Source organism: Pseudomonas syringae group sp. J309-1 (assembly GCF_032582135.1).
Classification (GTDB): domain Bacteria; phylum Pseudomonadota; class Gammaproteobacteria; order Pseudomonadales; family Pseudomonadaceae; genus Aquipseudomonas; species Aquipseudomonas quasicaspiana.
Window position 1 is genome coordinate 29,032 of the sequence record NZ_JAWHNU010000057.1, and the last position, 14,942, is coordinate 43,973.

Sequence of the window (14,942 nt, forward strand, 5' to 3'; positions counted from 1 at the left end):
GGTAACGCCCGCCCCCTCGGGGCGCGTCCCCCCCACCCCCCCCCGGCGGCCCGCTAACCCGCGGTGAGCTCCTACAGGGTCAGGTTTAATCAGACAGGGCCAGGTTAATCAGATTTTGTTTATAGGTGTTGATTTAAGCTTCGACGTCCCTCAAGCGAGCCAACAAAACCTGCAACGGATGAAGCACCGTTGTGCCCTCCTGACGCTTGACCTGACTGCGGCAGGAATAACCGTCAGCAACGACACGCCCCGATTGGTTGAACTTCTGGATCAGCAGTTTCCAGGATTGCCCGTAGATAACGTCCGACGTAGCTGCGTTTCGTGTTTCGTGCCCGTAAGTGCCCGACATTCCGCAACAGCCACTGGCCTGGACCTGCAACTTCAGCCCTGCCCGTTCGAAAATTTTCTGCCACAAGCCGATGCTGCCGGGCTCGTTGGTTTTTTCCGTACAGTGAGGGAGGAAGTGATAAGGCTCGGCCTCCTCCAACATCTCGCTTTGCGGCAGCGCATTGATCAGCCATTCCTGCGCAAGTAGCACCGACGGCGTCTTGTCAGCCTCCAGTGTCTTGGCGTACTCCTGCCGATAGACCAGAGTCATCGCGGGATCCAGCCCCACCAGCGGCACGTCGTACTGCTGAAGATTGAACAGCGATTGACCATTGAAACTGGCCGCCTTTTCAAACGCCCTGAGAAAGCCCTGCACTTGCAGCGGTTTGCCATTGGGCGCGTATGGCGCCAGGTAAACCTTGTAGCCAAGCCTTGATATCAATTCCACCCAGTCGGCCAGCAACGGGGTCTCGAAGAATCGGGTGAATGCGTCCTGAACGAGGATCACACTCCGCGCCCGTTGCGCGTCCGACAGCATGGCGAGGCGCTGGGGGGTGGCGACTTCGACGTTCCAGCGTCGGCAGACGGCCGTAAAGTCCACCAGACTTAGCAATGGGCTGTCGACCATCCCCGCGATGCGCTCAAGACCCCAACGCACTGGGCGAGCACTCATGGCGAAATTGTAGAGTCGCGGCATTCGAGCGATGTAAGGAACCGTGTATTCCAGAGAGCCGATCAGGTAGTCCTTGAGCGGCCGAAGGTAGCGAGTGTGATAAAGCTCAAGAAAGCGCGAGCGAAACTCGGGAACATTCACTTTCACAGGGCACTGCCCGGCGCAGGATTTACACGCCAGGCAGCCCGCCATCGCGTCGTAAACCTCATGGGAAAAATCGTCCTGCCCGAGCTTTTGCCTGACGGTATTAACGACTCGCCGGGCGATGTTCTGCGTCGCGCCCGAGGCCGCCGACAATACATCAACACCCTGCGCGCCCTGCAACCGCAGCCATTCGCGAAGCAGCGAAGCCCGGCCTTTGGGCGAGTGAATACGATTGCGAGTGGCCTTCCAGGAAGGACACATGGCGTCATCAGGATCGAAGTTGTAGCACGCGCCGTTGCCGTTGCAGTGAAGCGCCGCGTCGTAGCTCTGCCAGACACGCTCGTCAATCGTGCGGTCCAGTTCGCCACGCAGCCGGACTTCGTCGACCAACGTCAGTTTCGCGGTCGGCACCGTCCCAGGCGTAGCGATTTTGCCCGGATTGAGCTGGTTATGCGGATCGAATGCCGCCTTGAGTGCTTGCAGCGCGGGGTAAAGCTCACCGAAATAGTCAGGCACATATTGCGAGCGTAAGCCCTTGCCATGCTCGCCCCACAGCAGGCCGCCATGCTTTTGCGTCAGCGCCGCAACCGCATCGGAAATCGGCCGGATCAGTGCGGCTTGAAGCGGATCCTTCATGTCCAGAATCGGTCGGACGTGCAGCACACCCGCATCCACGTGACCGAACATTCCGTATTGCAGATTGTGGCTGTCCAGCAGCGCCCGGAACTCCTGAATGAAATCAGCGAGGTTTTCCGGTGGAACCGCGGTGTCCTCAACAAAGGGCTGCGGCCGTGCTTCACCCTTGACGTTGCCGAGCAAGCCCACCGCTCGCTTGCGCATGGCATAGATACGTTTGAGCGCATCAGCGCCTACCGCTAGGGTGTGGCCAAGGCGCACCACCGAAAGGTCGCGCTGCAGGTGCAAGACGAAGTCGTGGACTTTCTGCTGGACAACCTCTTCATCATCACCGCTGAACTCGATGATATTGATACCCAGCGTCGGCATGTCAGGATTTTCCGGGAAGTACTCGGCAACGCCATGCCAGACGATGTCTTTCATCGCCAGCATCAACACTTTCGAATCCACGGTCTCGATGGAAAGCGGCTTCAATTCCATCAAGGCTTTTGCATCGCGCAACGCATCCATGAAACCGGCGTAGCGCACGTTCACCAGAATCGAATACTTGGGGATCGGCAGAACGTTGAGTTTGGCTTCAACGATAAATCCGAGGGATCCTTCGGAGCCGCAAAGCACGCTGTTCAGATTGAAGCGCCCGTCCGCCTCGCGCAGGTGCGCCAGGTCGTATCCGGTCAGGCAGCGGTTGAGCTTCGGGAACGTGCTTTCGATCAATTCGGCCTGAGTATCGACGATGTCCAGCGCACAGCGATACACCTCGCCGACGCGGTCAGTCCGGTTGACGAGTACTTGCAGCTGCTCGGCATCAACCGGCAGGCTGTCGAGGCGATGGCCACCCAGCATGACCGTAGAAAGTTCAAGCACATGATCGCGGGTCTTGCCGTAGGTGCAACTGCCCTGCCCGCTAGCATCGGTGTTGATCATGCCGCCAATGGTTGCCCGATTTGACGTTGACAGCTCCGGCGCAAAAAATAGCCCGTGGGGCTTGAGCGCGGCGTTGAGCTGATCCTTGACCACACCACTCTGCACCTTGACCCAGCGTTCCTCGACGTTGATCTCAAGGATATTGTTCAAGTGCCGTGAAAGATCGACGACCACGCCATCCGTCAGCGATTGTCCGTTGGTGCCTGTACCGCCGCCACGAGGTGTGAGCACCACAGAGCTGTGTCGAGGCTCCGCGACCAACCGCGCAACAATCGCGACGTCCTGCTCATCCAGCGGAAACACTGCGGCCTGGGGAAGCCGCTGATAAATGGAGTTGTCGGTTGCCAACACGGTCCGGCCGCCATAGTCACGCGCAATCTCCCCGCGAAAGCCTGCCGCCTCAAGGGCATCAAGAAAGGCTTCATACGTCGTGCTTTGGGGGGCTGTCGGGGACAAACGAGCGATCATGTGGAATTCCTGCAGGCTAAGAAGCTAATCTATGCATTCACGTTGGGCATGCTCGGCATATTGCACACAGAGCATCAGACTCTATTTTTGCTTATTTTTGCGACTCTCAGGCTTTGTCACAAGCGTAATTCCTGCCGGGTTTGCATGAGCTTTATGAATGAACCCTAGAAGACTGACTCCATCAATGTCGTTGCTGATTGCGTTTGAAGCTGCCGCTCGACATGGCAGTTTCACCAAAGCAGCAGAAGAACTGACGCTGACCCAGAGCGCAGTCAGTCGACAAGTGCAAACGCTTGAAGCCCAACTTGAAGTCGAGCTGTTCAGACGTGACGGGCGAAAGATCGAACTGACCGCCGCTGGCGCCCTCTATCAGCATGAGTTGGCCGCCGCTCTGGGCCGCATTCGCAGCGCGACGCTGCAAACCATTTCGTACAAGAATGACGGCGGCCCTCTGAATCTGGCGGTGCTGCCAACGCTGGGTTCAAAGTGGCTGCTGCCGCGCATGCATGAGTTCTATGCAAAACACCCTGGGATACTGGTGCATATCCACTCAAGAATTGTTCAGGCAGAAACCCAGTCCACGACCCACGACATGGACGCAATTATCTGCGTCGGTTCAGGGGAATGGCCTGGCTACATCTCGCATAAGCTGCTGAGCGAAAAACTGGTGGTCGTGGCCAGCCCGGCAGCTCTACCCGAATACCCTAAAATGACGCCCGCCAACGTTGCCGAGCATGCACTGCTCAACGTTGTGTCGAGACCGAACGCCTGGTCTGACTGGTTTGACAGCCATGATGTGAATCACCGAAACATGAGATCCGGCCCGAGCTTCGAACTCACCGCGCATCTGATTCAGGCGGTATCGGCTGGTATCGGGATCGGACTGGTGCCGGAAATTCTCGTGCAGGATGAGCTGAAGAGCGGCGAACTGGTTGCACTGTTTGACGCAATGGACAGCGGCCGCAGTTACTACCTTGTCTATGCGACCCGTTACCAGCATCTGCCGTCGTTGAACACGTTCAGCGCCTGGCTGCTGTCGTTACCGTTTCCTGACCGGTAAAGATGCAATCTTTGAGTTGAATGAATTCCTTGTAGGAGCTGCCGAAGGCTGCGAGGCATTTTCCGCCATCGCAGCCTTCGGCAGCTCCTACCAGTTAATGTGTGTCAGGACTACAGATCCAACAAGCGGTCGGCGATCAATCCCGACGCAACGCTCTCTACCGACCCGACCAGAAATACCGGGCCCATGCCATCCCATCGAACTGTCACTGTTCCGCCATCGCATTCGACCTCAACGGTATTGTCCAGCAAGCCACGCCGAATGCCGTTGACCGCAGCACCACACGCGCAGGACCCCGACCCGAGGGGAATACCACCGCCCCGTTCCCAGATACGCAACCGGATGTGCTTGCGGTTGATAATCTGGACGAAATGCACGTTGGTCTTGAGCGGAAACAAGTCATTGGTTTCAAGGGCCGGACCGATTTTCGCGATATCAACATCAGCCAGATCATCGACAAAATAAGTGCAGTGCGGATTGCCCATGCTGCAGGCCGTCGGGCGACCGGCAAGTGGCAGCACTACAGAATCCAGTTCCAGAGACAGCGGAATATCTGCCCAACCAAACAACGGCTTGCCCATGTCGACCGCGATATCACCGGTCGACGTTCGCTCACACGCCAACAAGCCGCGATTGGTGCGTAACTTTACCGACGTTACATCCGCTTCGCGCATCAACAAATCCGCAACACCTCGCGTAGCGCTTCCGCACGCGTCCAGAGAAGAGCCATCGGCGTTCCAGAATATCAAGCGCGCCGCGGCATCTTCGCAATCGAGCAACACGGCGAGTTGATTGAAGCCGAGCCCTCGATTCCGGTCACCCAATCGGCGGGCGATGGCGCTGGTGAACGGGTTGGCGGCGTTTCGCGTGTCTACAATGACGAAATCATCGCCATTGGCATGCATTTTATGAAAACCAAGCGGCATCACTGGATCCTGCGACAAGACGTGGAGATGATGTTTTAAGGGTATTAGTCCACCACAAACAACCTGGCGCCCGTTGTGGTGAACGAGCGATGTCCTTCGGCGTCATTACTGACCTGATAGCTCATACCCGCAGTGAGCACGAATTGGCGACCATCCTCAAGCTCGGTGTGCAATTCACCCTCAAGGCACAGCAGGATATGGCCTCTCCAACACCAGTGATCAGCCAGATAGCCTGGGCTGTATTCCACCATACGAACGCGCACCGCGCCAAACTGACAAGTGCGCCAATAAGCAGTACCGGTTTCACCGGCATGTTCTACAGGTTCGATTGTCGACCAGTCGGTTGTACCAAACGGGAAAGCGGTGAGTTCAATCATGGCTGGCTCAGAACAGGAGGGATGCAAACCGTATCAGCCCCAAGGAATGACCGACAGATACAGATTGCTTGTAGTCGCGGGATACAGAGCCCCCCATCCATGGCTGTTTGTGGGGCAGCAAAAATCAATCAGCATCCTGCCGCGCTTGGTAACCAGAAGCTACGGCGCATTGCGTGCCTCCATGAGTTACCGATAAGCCATACCGCGCTTACTCTCGCGAATCGCTGATCATCGCACTTATCCGCGCAGCCATGGTTTCGACCAGAAACGGTTTGGTGAGTACGGCCATCCCGGGAGCAAGGTGTCCATTCGCCAGGATCGAGCTTTCTGCATAGCCAGTGATGAACAACACTTTCAGGTTCGGCCGGGAAATGCGCGCCGCATCCGCCATCTGGCGTCCGTTGATTCCGCCGGGTAGCCCGACATCGGTCACCAGCAAGTCGATGCGGACGTTGGATTGCAGCAATTTCAATCCGGCCGCGCTGTCCTTGGCTTCAATTGCCACAAAGCCAAGTTCTTCAAGGATGTCGGTGACAAGCATGCGCACCGTAGGCTCGTCATCCACCACCAGAACTGTTCCGCCGTGGTCGGCGCGATTGAATGCCGAAGGCGCAGCCAGTAAATCTTCGTCTGGCGTCTCACCGTGGTGCCGAGGCAAGTACATGCACACCTTCGTGCCCCGATCAACTTCCGAGTAGATCCGGACCTGCCCACCCGACTGCTGGGCAAACCCGTAAATCATCGATAACCCTAATCCCGTGCCTTCACCAATGGGCTTGGTCGTGAAGAAAGGCTCAAACGCACGCCCGACGATCTCAGGTGGCATGCCATTACCCGTATCGGTCACGGACAGCGAGAGGTACTCCCCGGCAGGTATCTGATGCTGTTTGGCGGCACACTCGTCGAGCCATGCGTTGGCGGTCTCGATGGTAATGCGACCGCCGTCTGGCATTGCGTCACGCGCATTGATGCACAGGTTCAGGAGGGAGTTTTCAAGCTGAGAGGCGTCAACCAGCGCCCCCCAAAGCTCAGGCATATCGGCTACATCAATCGTAATGCCGGGGCCCACCGTGCGCTGAATCAGTTCAAGCATGCCTCGAACGAGTACGCCTACATCAGTGGGTTTGGGATCAAGAGTCTGGCGACACGAGAAGGCCAGCAATCGATGGGTCAGAGCAGCAGCACGCCGAGAAGCACTCTGCGCCGCTACCATGTAGCGTTCCACATCGCCAAACCGTCCCTGCTGCATACGGGTATGCATCAACTCGAGTGATCCGGAAATCCCCGCCAGCAAATTATTGAAATCGTGCGCCAAACCGCCGGTCAATTGGCCTACGGCCTCCATTTTCTGGGACTGGCGCAGCCGCTCTTCCGCCTCCGAAAGCTCGGCGGAGCGCTCTGCGACGCGCTGCTCGAGCGTTTCGTTAAGCCTGCGTAACTCGGTAATTGCGAGGTCGCGTTCCGCTTCGACAATACGTCGTGATTCAACGTCTATCAAAACGCCCGGAAAGCACTGAGGGGTGCCATCTGGCGCATGATCAACGCGGCCGTTGGCTTCCAGCCAATAATATTTGCCGTCAGCACGCCGAACCCGATATTGGTGAGCATAGAGGCCGCCTCTGGCAATAGCCTCGTTGATAGCCCCGGCCAGTCCGGCCTGATCATCAGGATGGACAGTGGCAACAATCTGAGCGAGCGGGATACCTTCCCTGCCAAGCGCGGGATCCAGGCCAAATGCATGGGCGAAAGCATCATCTACCGTAAAACGGTCGGTTGGCAGATCCCAACTCCAGGTACCAATAATTGCCCGGGCAGCCAGTGCAAGCTCTACGCGCTGGATATTTTCCTTATTGAGCGCCTCGCTGACACGCAAGCGCTCCTCGGCGGCGCGCCGTTCGGTCATATCAAATACAAATCCCGGAAAACTGGTGGGCTTGCCGTCGATATCGGTTTCAACACGCCCATGAGCGTCGAGCCAATAATACTTCCCGTCTGCACGCCTCACCCTGTACTGATGGGAGTAGGTTCCACCACGGATAACGGCCTCTGCGATAGCGGCATCCAGCCCTGGCCGGTCTTCGGGGTGCACATTTTCCAGAACCCTTTCGATGGGTAGGTCAGCCTGTATCAGGCTTGAATCAATACCGAAAGCAAGGGCAAAACCAAGGTCGATAGTGAAACTGTCACGCGCGGGGTGCCAATTCCAGGTCCCGATCACGCCCCCGGCGGCCAGGGCGTTGCGTTGGTGCTCGTAATCTCGATGAGACTCAACCTCGCGCGCGCACCGGCTCTCGGCTTCGGCCAGTCTCGCCCGAAGTTTATCGTTCTCAATCCTTAGGGAATAAATCTCGTCAGACACGCTGTCCATCTCAGACAAACTGCGCTGCTTCGGCCAGGGCCGAAACTGGATGCAGGTAACCAGGTGAACGTTTGAGTGAGCTGTGGGGCAAGCAGACAGGCTGGCGGCAATGGATGTTCATGCCTTGAATGTTCCTATTACGCAAGTAATTGCCATATTACACGGGTGGCACAATGCCGTCCCCGGTTGAAGATGGCGGCGAAGCAAGGCACATGTATTTTCCGACGAGCACCCATTCCCGTTGTGCTCGGGCTAATGCCGGGGCTCTGGTAGACTTCAGCCTTTCGAACCCCTCGCGCTGAAATTCCGCGTCTCATTTACCGCTTCCAGACGGTGATAATTGCGCAGTGACACGCTCGAAACTGGGAAAAACACGCAGACCAAAATGCAGACAAAACTCGCTTCAAACCCTTTAAACACAGGCCCTGAACCCTCCCGCCGCTTCAGCGTTGCGCCGATGATGGACTGGACTGATAGACATTGCCGATTCTTCCTGCGCCTCCTCTCAAAGAACGCTCTGCTCTACACCGAAATGGTTACCACCGGCGCGCTGCTCAACGCTGACCCGCATCGCTTTCTCCAGCACGACGAGGCGGAGCATCCGCTGGCGTTGCAGTTGGGGGGCAGTGTTCCGGCGGATCTGGCGGCGTGTGCGCGGATGGCGGAAGCAGTGGGGTATGACGAGGTCAATCTGAATGTCGGCTGCCCGAGTGATCGAGTGCAGAACAATATGATTGGCGCAGTCCTGATGGCGCATCCGCAGTTGGTGGCGGATTGCGTCAAGGCGATGCGTGATGCGGTATCGATTCCGGTGACGGTCAAGCATCGGATCGGGATCAATGGTCGCGACAGCTACGAACAGTTGTGTGAGTTTGTCGGCACGGTTCGCGACGCGGGCTGCACCAGTTTTACGGTGCATGCGCGGATTGCGATTCTTGAGGGCCTTTCTCCCAAGGAAAACCGTGATATCCCGCCGCTGCGCTATGACGTTGCCGCGCAGCTGAAGCGTGATTTTCCTGATCTGGAAATCATCCTCAATGGCGGTATCAAGACCCTCGAACAATGCCAGGAACACTTGCAGGTATTCGACGGCGTAATGTTAGGTCGCGAGGCGTATCACAATCCGTATTTACTGGCCGAGGTTGATCAGCAGTTGTTTGGCAGTGAGGCACCGGTGATTTCCCGGGCCGAGGCGCTGGCGGCAATGCGCCCGTACATTGCCGCGCACATTCAGAGCGGCGGTTCCATGCATCACGTTACCCGTCACGTGCTGGGCCTCGGCACGGGTTTCCCCGGCGCCAGACGCTTCAGGCAGTTGCTGTCGGTGGACATCCACAAGACTCAGGATCCGCTGGCGCTACTGGATCAGGCGGCCGGGCTGCTGGAAGGTCGCTGAAAGCAGGGAACAAGCGCGGCGGATAGCGCTCCAACCAGTCTGGATCGAGTTTTCGCCCGCCCGGGCAACAGGCCGCCCTGTTCTGGCGCGGTGTTATGCTTAGCGCCCTTGAGTGGGCGCCATCGCTCGGGTAATGTCACCTAACCGCACAGGACAGAGCACGCTCATGACTTCCAAGCTGGATCAACTCAAAGCATTCACCACCGTTGTTGCCGACACCGGCGATTTCGCAGCCATCGAAAAGCTCAAGCCGGTCGACGCGACCACCAATCCTTCCCTGCTGCTCAAGGCCGGCTCCAGCGACAGCAACGCTGATCGCCTCAAGGCAGCCTTCAGCGGCGCCAATGGCGATATCGGTCTGGCATCTGATCGTTTTGCCGTCGCTATCTGCCAGGAAATTCTCAAGGTTGTTCCGGGCCGCGTTTCGACTGAAGTCGACGCCCGCCTCTCTTTCGACACCAATGGCTGCATCGAGCGCGCCCAGCGCCTGATCGATATGTACGAAACGGCCGGCATCAGCAAGGATCGCATCCTGATCAAGCTGGCTTCGACCTGGGAAGGCATCCGCGCCGCCGAAGTACTGGAAAAGAAAGGCATCCAGTGCAACCTGACGCTGCTGTTCTCCTTCGCCCAGGCCCAAGCGTGTGCCGATGCTGGCGTATTCCTGATTTCGCCGTTCGTAGGCCGTATCTACGACTGGTACAAGAAGGCTGAAGGCAAGGATTATGTGGGCGCGGAAGACCCGGGCGTGAAGTCTGTGACCCGCATCTACAACTACTACAAAGCCAACGACTACAAGACAGTCGTTATGGGTGCCAGCTTCCGTAACCTGAGCCAGATTGAGCAATTGGCCGGCTGTGATCGCCTGACCATCAGCCCGGACCTGCTGCAGAAGCTTGCCGAAGATACCGGCACGCTGGAGCGCAAACTGAAACCGGGCAATGCCGGTGAGCCGCGCGTAACGCTCAATGAAAGCGAATTCCGCTGGGCGTCCAACGAAGATGCGATGGCGACCGAGAAACTGGCTGAGGGTATCCGCCAGTTCGCTCGCGATCAGGAAAAACTGGAGGCGTTGCTAAGCGCCAAGGTCTGATCCAGAACGCCGAAAGACTAAAAGGGCGGCATCCTCACAGATGCCGCCCTTTTTGCTGCGCTCTTCACCAGTGGATCAGTGACGTTCGAGGGCGTTGACCAGGTCGTGGAAGGCTTCGCGATTGGAGTCATTGAGCCCCATCAGGATCTTGTGCGCTTCCAGCACCTTGGCCTTGACCACCTCTTCGCACTGATCCTGGGACGGCAGGTCCGTCAGGCACTCAGGGCACGGAATCGGACGGTCAACGATATTGAACACCTGGTCGAAACCCATCGACTGCAGAAGCCGGGTGATGTCTTCATGGGTGGTGACCAGTGTTGGCAACAACCCTACTTTTTGACGCGACAGGATCGACAGTTTGGCCAGCAAGCCAAGTGTCGTGCTGTCTATGCTGCGGGTTTCGGTCAGATCAATTACTACCGTTGAAAAATTCAGCGCAGTGAAGATCCGCTCAATAGTCGCATCCAAAGCCGAACATAACGTCAGACGCACTTCCCCGACAAACTTGAGGACAAACGTGCCTTCCTGCTCGGCGAACTGGATTCTACCGGTACTCATTCAAGGTTCCTGCTCAACACTAACAAGGCGATATCATCCGGCATCTCCCCTAGCGTGGCCAATCCAAAAGTCTGGCGCAAGCCATCCAGGCTGCCGCCCGCCGCCTTTACCAGTTCAGGTAGTGCGGCTTCTTTCTCTTTGAGTGTATCACCGGGAAGCAAGTCCAGAATGCCATCAGACAGCAGGGTCAGACTAAACGACTCGGGCAAGTCGATCACATGATCCTGATAGGTGGCTTCGTTGAACAGCCCTACGGGCAAACCGCGACCTTGCAGGTAGCGTGCTTCACCCGGTGTATACAACACAGGCAACGGCAGATGACCGCCGACTGCGTACGTCAGTTGCCCCGACTCCTCGTCAATCACACCGCCAACCATCGTTACATGCTTGCCCAGCTTGCAACTGATCAGGCCGCGGTTGATGTGGCCAAGAACGTCAGAGGGCTTGAATTCCGGTAGCGTACCACCACGCTTGGATTCGAACAGCAAGCGTGTGGTCATGAACTTGAGCAGCACGGTGATGAATGCCGAAGAAGCGCCATGCCCGGAGACATCCGCGAGATAGAACGCAACGCGGCGCTCGTCGACGCGGAAGTAATCAACGAAATCACCCGACAGGTAAAGCGAGGGAATGATTTCGTGAGCGAAATTGAACTGATCGATCGACCACGGGCTGATCGGCAGCATGTTCATCTGCACCTGTCGACCGGCATCCTGGTCTTCCTGGAGCAGATGCAAGCTTGCTTCCAGCTCGCGGTTTGCGGTTTCCAGCTTCTTGCGATACTGCTGGTTCTCCTGCAGCAGACGCGCACGGTCAAGTGCGCGACGCACCGAGTGCTCCAGCACGGCCAAGTCTTCCAGAGGCTTTATCAGGTAATCCGCAGCGCCCAGGCGGAGCGCCTCGACAGCGTCATTCATCACGCCTGCACCCGACACCACGATTACAGGCGTTTCCGGCGCGATGGCCGTCACCTGACGAATCAGCTCAAGCCCGCCCATTTGCGGCATGCGCAAATCGCAGATCACCAGATCAGGCTTGTCCTGCTCGAATATCTGTATGCCCTCCAAGCCGTTATTTGCTTGAAGGACGCTGAAGCCACTGTCTTCCAAATAGGCGGCAAGGCTCGCTCGCACTACTTCGTCGTCATCGATTATCAGCAGCGTGGCACTGGTTTTCTGCATGTGGGCAAACGGCGCCAGATAAGGTTGGCGTAAGCACCCCGGTTCACGGGTCTGCGTACTGGATTCGCTTCTAGCCACTCTGACCGCACGACCGGACTTGTGATCCCGTAACTGGCGTTTCAGAGGTGCCCTTCAAGGCGCAGACGGTACTCCCATCCGACGGGCGTTTCAAGCACGCGGCAGTCCCGACATTGCGTCTTTACACGGCAAATCGCTCAGAGTTATAAGAACCATGAATTCAGCAATGGAAATGAAGGACTGGACATGAGTCTAAATGATCGAAGCTACGAGGAGAAACGGGACTTCATCCGGATGCGCGTGGAAGCTGACATCAGCTTGATCTACGCAGGCCAGGTCATCCCGGCTGTATGCATTGATTTATCGAGCTCCGGGATGCAGGTACAGGCACCCAGAACCTTCAGGGTTGGCGAAAAACTGCACGTGAGAATCGATTCGGACCATGCTGCCCTCAAAGGCCTTGAGGCAGAAACAGAGGTTGTATGGGTCACTGACGAAGCCGATGGCGGACAAAAACTGGGCCTGACCATCGTCAAGATGAGCTGAGATCCGGCGGAACTGGTTCACAAATGGTAAAAAATAAAGGCGACCACAGGTCGCCTTTATACTTTCAACTGACCGAGATCAGAAATCGTCGACCACCTGACCATCCTTGACGCGGAACTCACGGTTCTGCAGGTACGCGTTGCGGATAAAGATGTACTTGTCGCCATTGATCAGACGCTCGGCTGACAACAGGCTGGCGCGGGTATCCACCAGATTGATGCCCAGCGCAGTGTTACGGGTGGGTACGTGATCAATGTAGCGATACGGTGAGGTGTAGGTGTCCGGGTACTTGGCGACGGCATCGCGCACAGTGCTCGGCCCAAACAACGGCAGCACTACATACGGACCGCTCTGCACGCCCCAGTAACCCAACGTCTGACCGAAATCTTCGTCACTGCGCTGCAGGCCCATTTTGGTGCCGACATCGATGAAGCCCAACAGGCCGAAGGTGGTATTGAAGATCAGGCGCGCCGTATCAACGCCCGCTGCAGCCGGTTTAGCCTGCAGCACGTTGTTAGCGAGGTTTCCGACATCACCGATGTTGTTGAAGAAGTTATGTACGCCATCTTCTACAAACTGCGGAGCAATGAATTGATAGCCCTGCGCGATAGGCTTCAGCGCATAGGTATCAAGAGTGTCATTGAAGCGGAAAGTGAGCCGGTTGACGCTTTCCCACGGATCTTCCTCGGCGGCCTGCGCAACCATTGGCACTAGCGCCATACCGGCACACACACACAGCTGAGCAAGACGATTGAATACACCTGCACCGGTCACGGGCATAGCTGAAACTCCTGGCATAAGTAATGAAGCGGGCGCTACGCCCCCACACGTCAAGGCGAGGAGTATAAGGCCATATGACAGGGATTTGGCAGCGCCTTGGTCATTCAAGTCTGTAAGACTGGTAAAACACTGATAAACACCATCACCTGATATTCATCTTACTGTCACAAATGCCCCGTAGCGTTCAGCGTTATTTCAGAGATATCGCCATGCTCGCCCCTGTGACAGCTCCCCTGCCCGCTTTTACTGCCGTTCTTTTTGGTCTCAGTGGCTGCCTGGTGGACTTTGGCGCCCAAGCGCGCAACGCTTCCAGGCTGAGCGATGAGCATTCGCTACCTACACCAGGCGCCTTGAAAGCATTACAGAGGCTGCATCAGCAGGCAGTGCCTTGTGCGTGGCTGGACGAGTTGCCCGACGACCTTACAAACAGGCTGGCACAGCCATTGAGCCAGCTGATTAGTGCTACCCCTGCCGCCCAGGCACCCTGGCCCGCTCCCCATGCTTGCTGGCAGGCGCTCATGGAGCTGAACGTCGGTCAACTGGATGGTTGTGTACTTGTCAGCGGCGAGCCACGCTTGCTGCAAGCGGGCTTGAGCGCCGGGCTGTGGACGGTCGGCCTCGCGTCGTGTGGTTCACTGTGTGGCCAGTCACCTTCTCAGTGGAATGCCCTGACCGATGCCGAGCGCGAATACCGCCGGGGCCAGGCGACATTGCAGCTTTACGCGCTGGGCGTGCATTCGGCGATCGATCATCTGGGCGAACTGGAATCCTGTCTGGCAGATATCGCGTTGCGCCGGACCAAAGGAGAGAAACCTTGATAGTCAGTTGCAAGACTTGCGTGAGTCTGTAGAAGCGAATTTATTCGCGAAGGCGGTGTATCAAAAAGGAATTTCAAGGCTGATGCCTTCGCGAATAAATTCTTCAGGAAAGTCTGCACAGTCACACTGGATGCTTGCCTGAATTGATCGCCATCATGCAAGCCGCACCAGAGTGGATTAGTCTTGTCACATACCCAAGAAGAACCTTTGGCCCTGCGCCGGGGTCCATGGGACAGACTTATCAAAGAAGGAGCACGTCATGCCTGCCCGCGAACTGCAAGAACAACTCAATACCCTGCGCGAGCAACTGGAGCAGAACCCGCCGCTCAACCCAGAGGAGCGCGCCGACCTGGAAACACTGGCGCAGCAGATTCAGTCGCAGATCGAACTGGAGTCCGTGACTCAGGACGCGAGCCTGGCCGACGGCGTCAATCTTGCCGTAGAGCGCTTCGAGCTGGAACATCCTGGCATTGCAGGGACTCTGCGCAACATTGTTGTGACCTTGGGCAATATCGGTATTTGATGTCACAAGACGCTAGAACGCACCGCCTGCCAACCAGCAGCAAAAAGCCCGTCGAAGACGTAATGCTGTTCACTTAAGCGGAGCAGCCTTACGGTCCACTGGGTACCGGGTTTTAGAAATCTTCACCGTCCTTGG

13 protein-coding genes are annotated in these 14,942 nt (G+C 57.0%); 6 read left to right on the top strand and 7 right to left on the bottom strand.

From position 1 onward, the window contains the following. Positions 1 to 133: 133 nt before the first annotated feature. A complete protein-coding gene (locus RX972_RS23915) occupies positions 134 to 3,172 on the bottom strand; it encodes an FAD-binding and (Fe-S)-binding domain-containing protein (protein ID WP_316879189.1) in 3,039 nt (1,012 codons plus the stop codon). Between the two features lie 157 nt (positions 3,173 to 3,329). On the opposite strand from RX972_RS23915, the gene RX972_RS23920 reads away from it, so the two are divergent. Then, on the top strand, positions 3,330 to 4,232 hold the full coding sequence (locus RX972_RS23920) for a LysR substrate-binding domain-containing protein (protein ID WP_231677356.1): 903 nt from the start codon (positions 3,330 to 3,332) through the stop codon (positions 4,230 to 4,232). Between the two features lie 110 nt (positions 4,233 to 4,342). On the opposite strand, the gene dapF is transcribed toward RX972_RS23920, so the two are convergent. From dapF to RX972_RS23935, 3 genes are all read right to left on the bottom strand, one after another. Next, entirely contained in the window at positions 4,343 to 5,158 is an 816-nt protein-coding gene (gene dapF / locus RX972_RS23925) for a diaminopimelate epimerase (protein WP_231677433.1), read from the bottom strand. A 44-nt stretch (positions 5,159 to 5,202) separates the two neighbouring features. Next, a complete protein-coding gene (locus tag RX972_RS23930) occupies positions 5,203 to 5,532 on the bottom strand; it encodes a DHCW motif cupin fold protein (protein WP_027898278.1) in 330 nt (109 codons plus the stop codon). 211 nt (positions 5,533 to 5,743) lie between these two features. Continuing rightward, on the bottom strand, positions 5,744 to 7,903 hold the full coding sequence (locus RX972_RS23935; protein ID WP_316879198.1) for a PAS domain-containing protein: 2,160 nt from the start codon (positions 7,901 to 7,903) through the stop codon (positions 5,744 to 5,746). Between the two features lie 376 nt (positions 7,904 to 8,279). Here RX972_RS23935 and dusA point away from each other — a divergent pair, with 376 nt between their 5' ends. Beyond that, positions 8,280 to 9,290, top strand: a complete 1,011-nt coding sequence (gene dusA / locus RX972_RS23940) for a tRNA dihydrouridine(20/20a) synthase DusA (protein ID WP_316879190.1) — start codon at positions 8,280 to 8,282, stop codon at positions 9,288 to 9,290. Positions 9,291 to 9,456: 166 nt separating this feature from the next. Continuing rightward, complete coding sequence (tal, locus tag RX972_RS23945) at positions 9,457 to 10,383, top strand: transaldolase (RefSeq protein ID WP_027898269.1); 927 nt, start codon at positions 9,457 to 9,459, stop codon at positions 10,381 to 10,383. Positions 10,384 to 10,458: 75 nt separating this feature from the next. On the opposite strand, the gene rssC is transcribed toward tal, so the two are convergent. Together rssC and rssB are read right to left on the bottom strand one after the other, a co-directional pair. Beyond that, complete coding sequence (gene rssC, locus RX972_RS23950) at positions 10,459 to 10,941, bottom strand: anti-sigma factor antagonist RssC (protein WP_027898268.1); 483 nt, start codon at positions 10,939 to 10,941, stop codon at positions 10,459 to 10,461. After that, on the bottom strand, positions 10,938 to 12,122 hold the full coding sequence (rssB, locus tag RX972_RS23955; protein WP_027898267.1) for a two-component system response regulator RssB: 1,185 nt from the start codon (positions 12,120 to 12,122) through the stop codon (positions 10,938 to 10,940). Before rssB ends, rssC begins: the two co-directional genes overlap by 4 nt. Positions 12,123 to 12,386: 264 nt before the next feature. Here rssB and RX972_RS23960 point away from each other — a divergent pair, with 264 nt between their 5' ends. After that, positions 12,387 to 12,686, top strand: coding sequence for a PilZ domain-containing protein (locus tag RX972_RS23960; RefSeq protein WP_027898266.1), 300 nt, complete (start codon positions 12,387 to 12,389; stop codon positions 12,684 to 12,686). Positions 12,687 to 12,764: 78 nt separating this feature from the next. Here the strand turns inward: RX972_RS23960 and RX972_RS23965 are convergent, their stop codons facing one another. Next, entirely contained in the window at positions 12,765 to 13,466 is a 702-nt protein-coding gene (locus RX972_RS23965; protein WP_027898265.1) for a VacJ family lipoprotein, read from the bottom strand. A 209-nt stretch (positions 13,467 to 13,675) separates the two neighbouring features. On the opposite strand from RX972_RS23965, the gene RX972_RS23970 reads away from it, so the two are divergent. After that, positions 13,676 to 14,284 carry a phosphatase gene (locus RX972_RS23970; protein ID WP_027898264.1) on the top strand — a complete coding sequence of 203 codons (609 nt, stop codon included), beginning with the start codon at positions 13,676 to 13,678 and terminating at the stop codon, positions 14,282 to 14,284. A gap of 259 nt (positions 14,285 to 14,543) precedes the next feature. After that, entirely contained in the window at positions 14,544 to 14,807 is a 264-nt protein-coding gene (locus tag RX972_RS23975) for a DUF4404 family protein (protein ID WP_027898263.1), read from the top strand. Positions 14,808 to 14,942 lie beyond the last annotated feature (135 nt).

Excerpts from the sequence above, each read along its gene's own strand:
- RX972_RS23915 (WP_316879189.1), bottom strand. The coding sequence starts at position 3,172 with ATGATCGCTCGTTTGTCCCCGACAGCCCCCCAAAGCACGACGTATGAA.
- RX972_RS23920 (WP_231677356.1), top strand. The coding sequence starts at position 3,330 with ATGAACCCTAGAAGACTGACTCCATCAATGTCGTTGCTGATTGCGTTT.
- dapF (WP_231677433.1), bottom strand. The coding sequence starts at position 5,158 with ATGCCGCTTGGTTTTCATAAAATGCATGCCAATGGCGATGATTTCGTC.
- RX972_RS23935 (WP_316879198.1), bottom strand. The coding sequence starts at position 7,903 with ATGGACAGCGTGTCTGACGAGATTTATTCCCTAAGGATTGAGAACGAT.
- dusA (WP_316879190.1), top strand. The coding sequence starts at position 8,280 with ATGCAGACAAAACTCGCTTCAAACCCTTTAAACACAGGCCCTGAACCC.
- tal (WP_027898269.1), top strand. The coding sequence starts at position 9,457 with ATGACTTCCAAGCTGGATCAACTCAAAGCATTCACCACCGTTGTTGCC.
- rssC (WP_027898268.1), bottom strand. The coding sequence starts at position 10,941 with ATGAGTACCGGTAGAATCCAGTTCGCCGAGCAGGAAGGCACGTTTGTC.
- rssB (WP_027898267.1), bottom strand. The coding sequence starts at position 12,122 with ATGCAGAAAACCAGTGCCACGCTGCTGATAATCGATGACGACGAAGTA.
- RX972_RS23960 (WP_027898266.1), top strand. The coding sequence starts at position 12,387 with ATGAGTCTAAATGATCGAAGCTACGAGGAGAAACGGGACTTCATCCGG.
- RX972_RS23965 (WP_027898265.1), bottom strand. The coding sequence starts at position 13,466 with ATGCCCGTGACCGGTGCAGGTGTATTCAATCGTCTTGCTCAGCTGTGT.
- RX972_RS23970 (WP_027898264.1), top strand. The coding sequence starts at position 13,676 with ATGCTCGCCCCTGTGACAGCTCCCCTGCCCGCTTTTACTGCCGTTCTT.
- RX972_RS23975 (WP_027898263.1), top strand. The coding sequence starts at position 14,544 with ATGCCTGCCCGCGAACTGCAAGAACAACTCAATACCCTGCGCGAGCAA.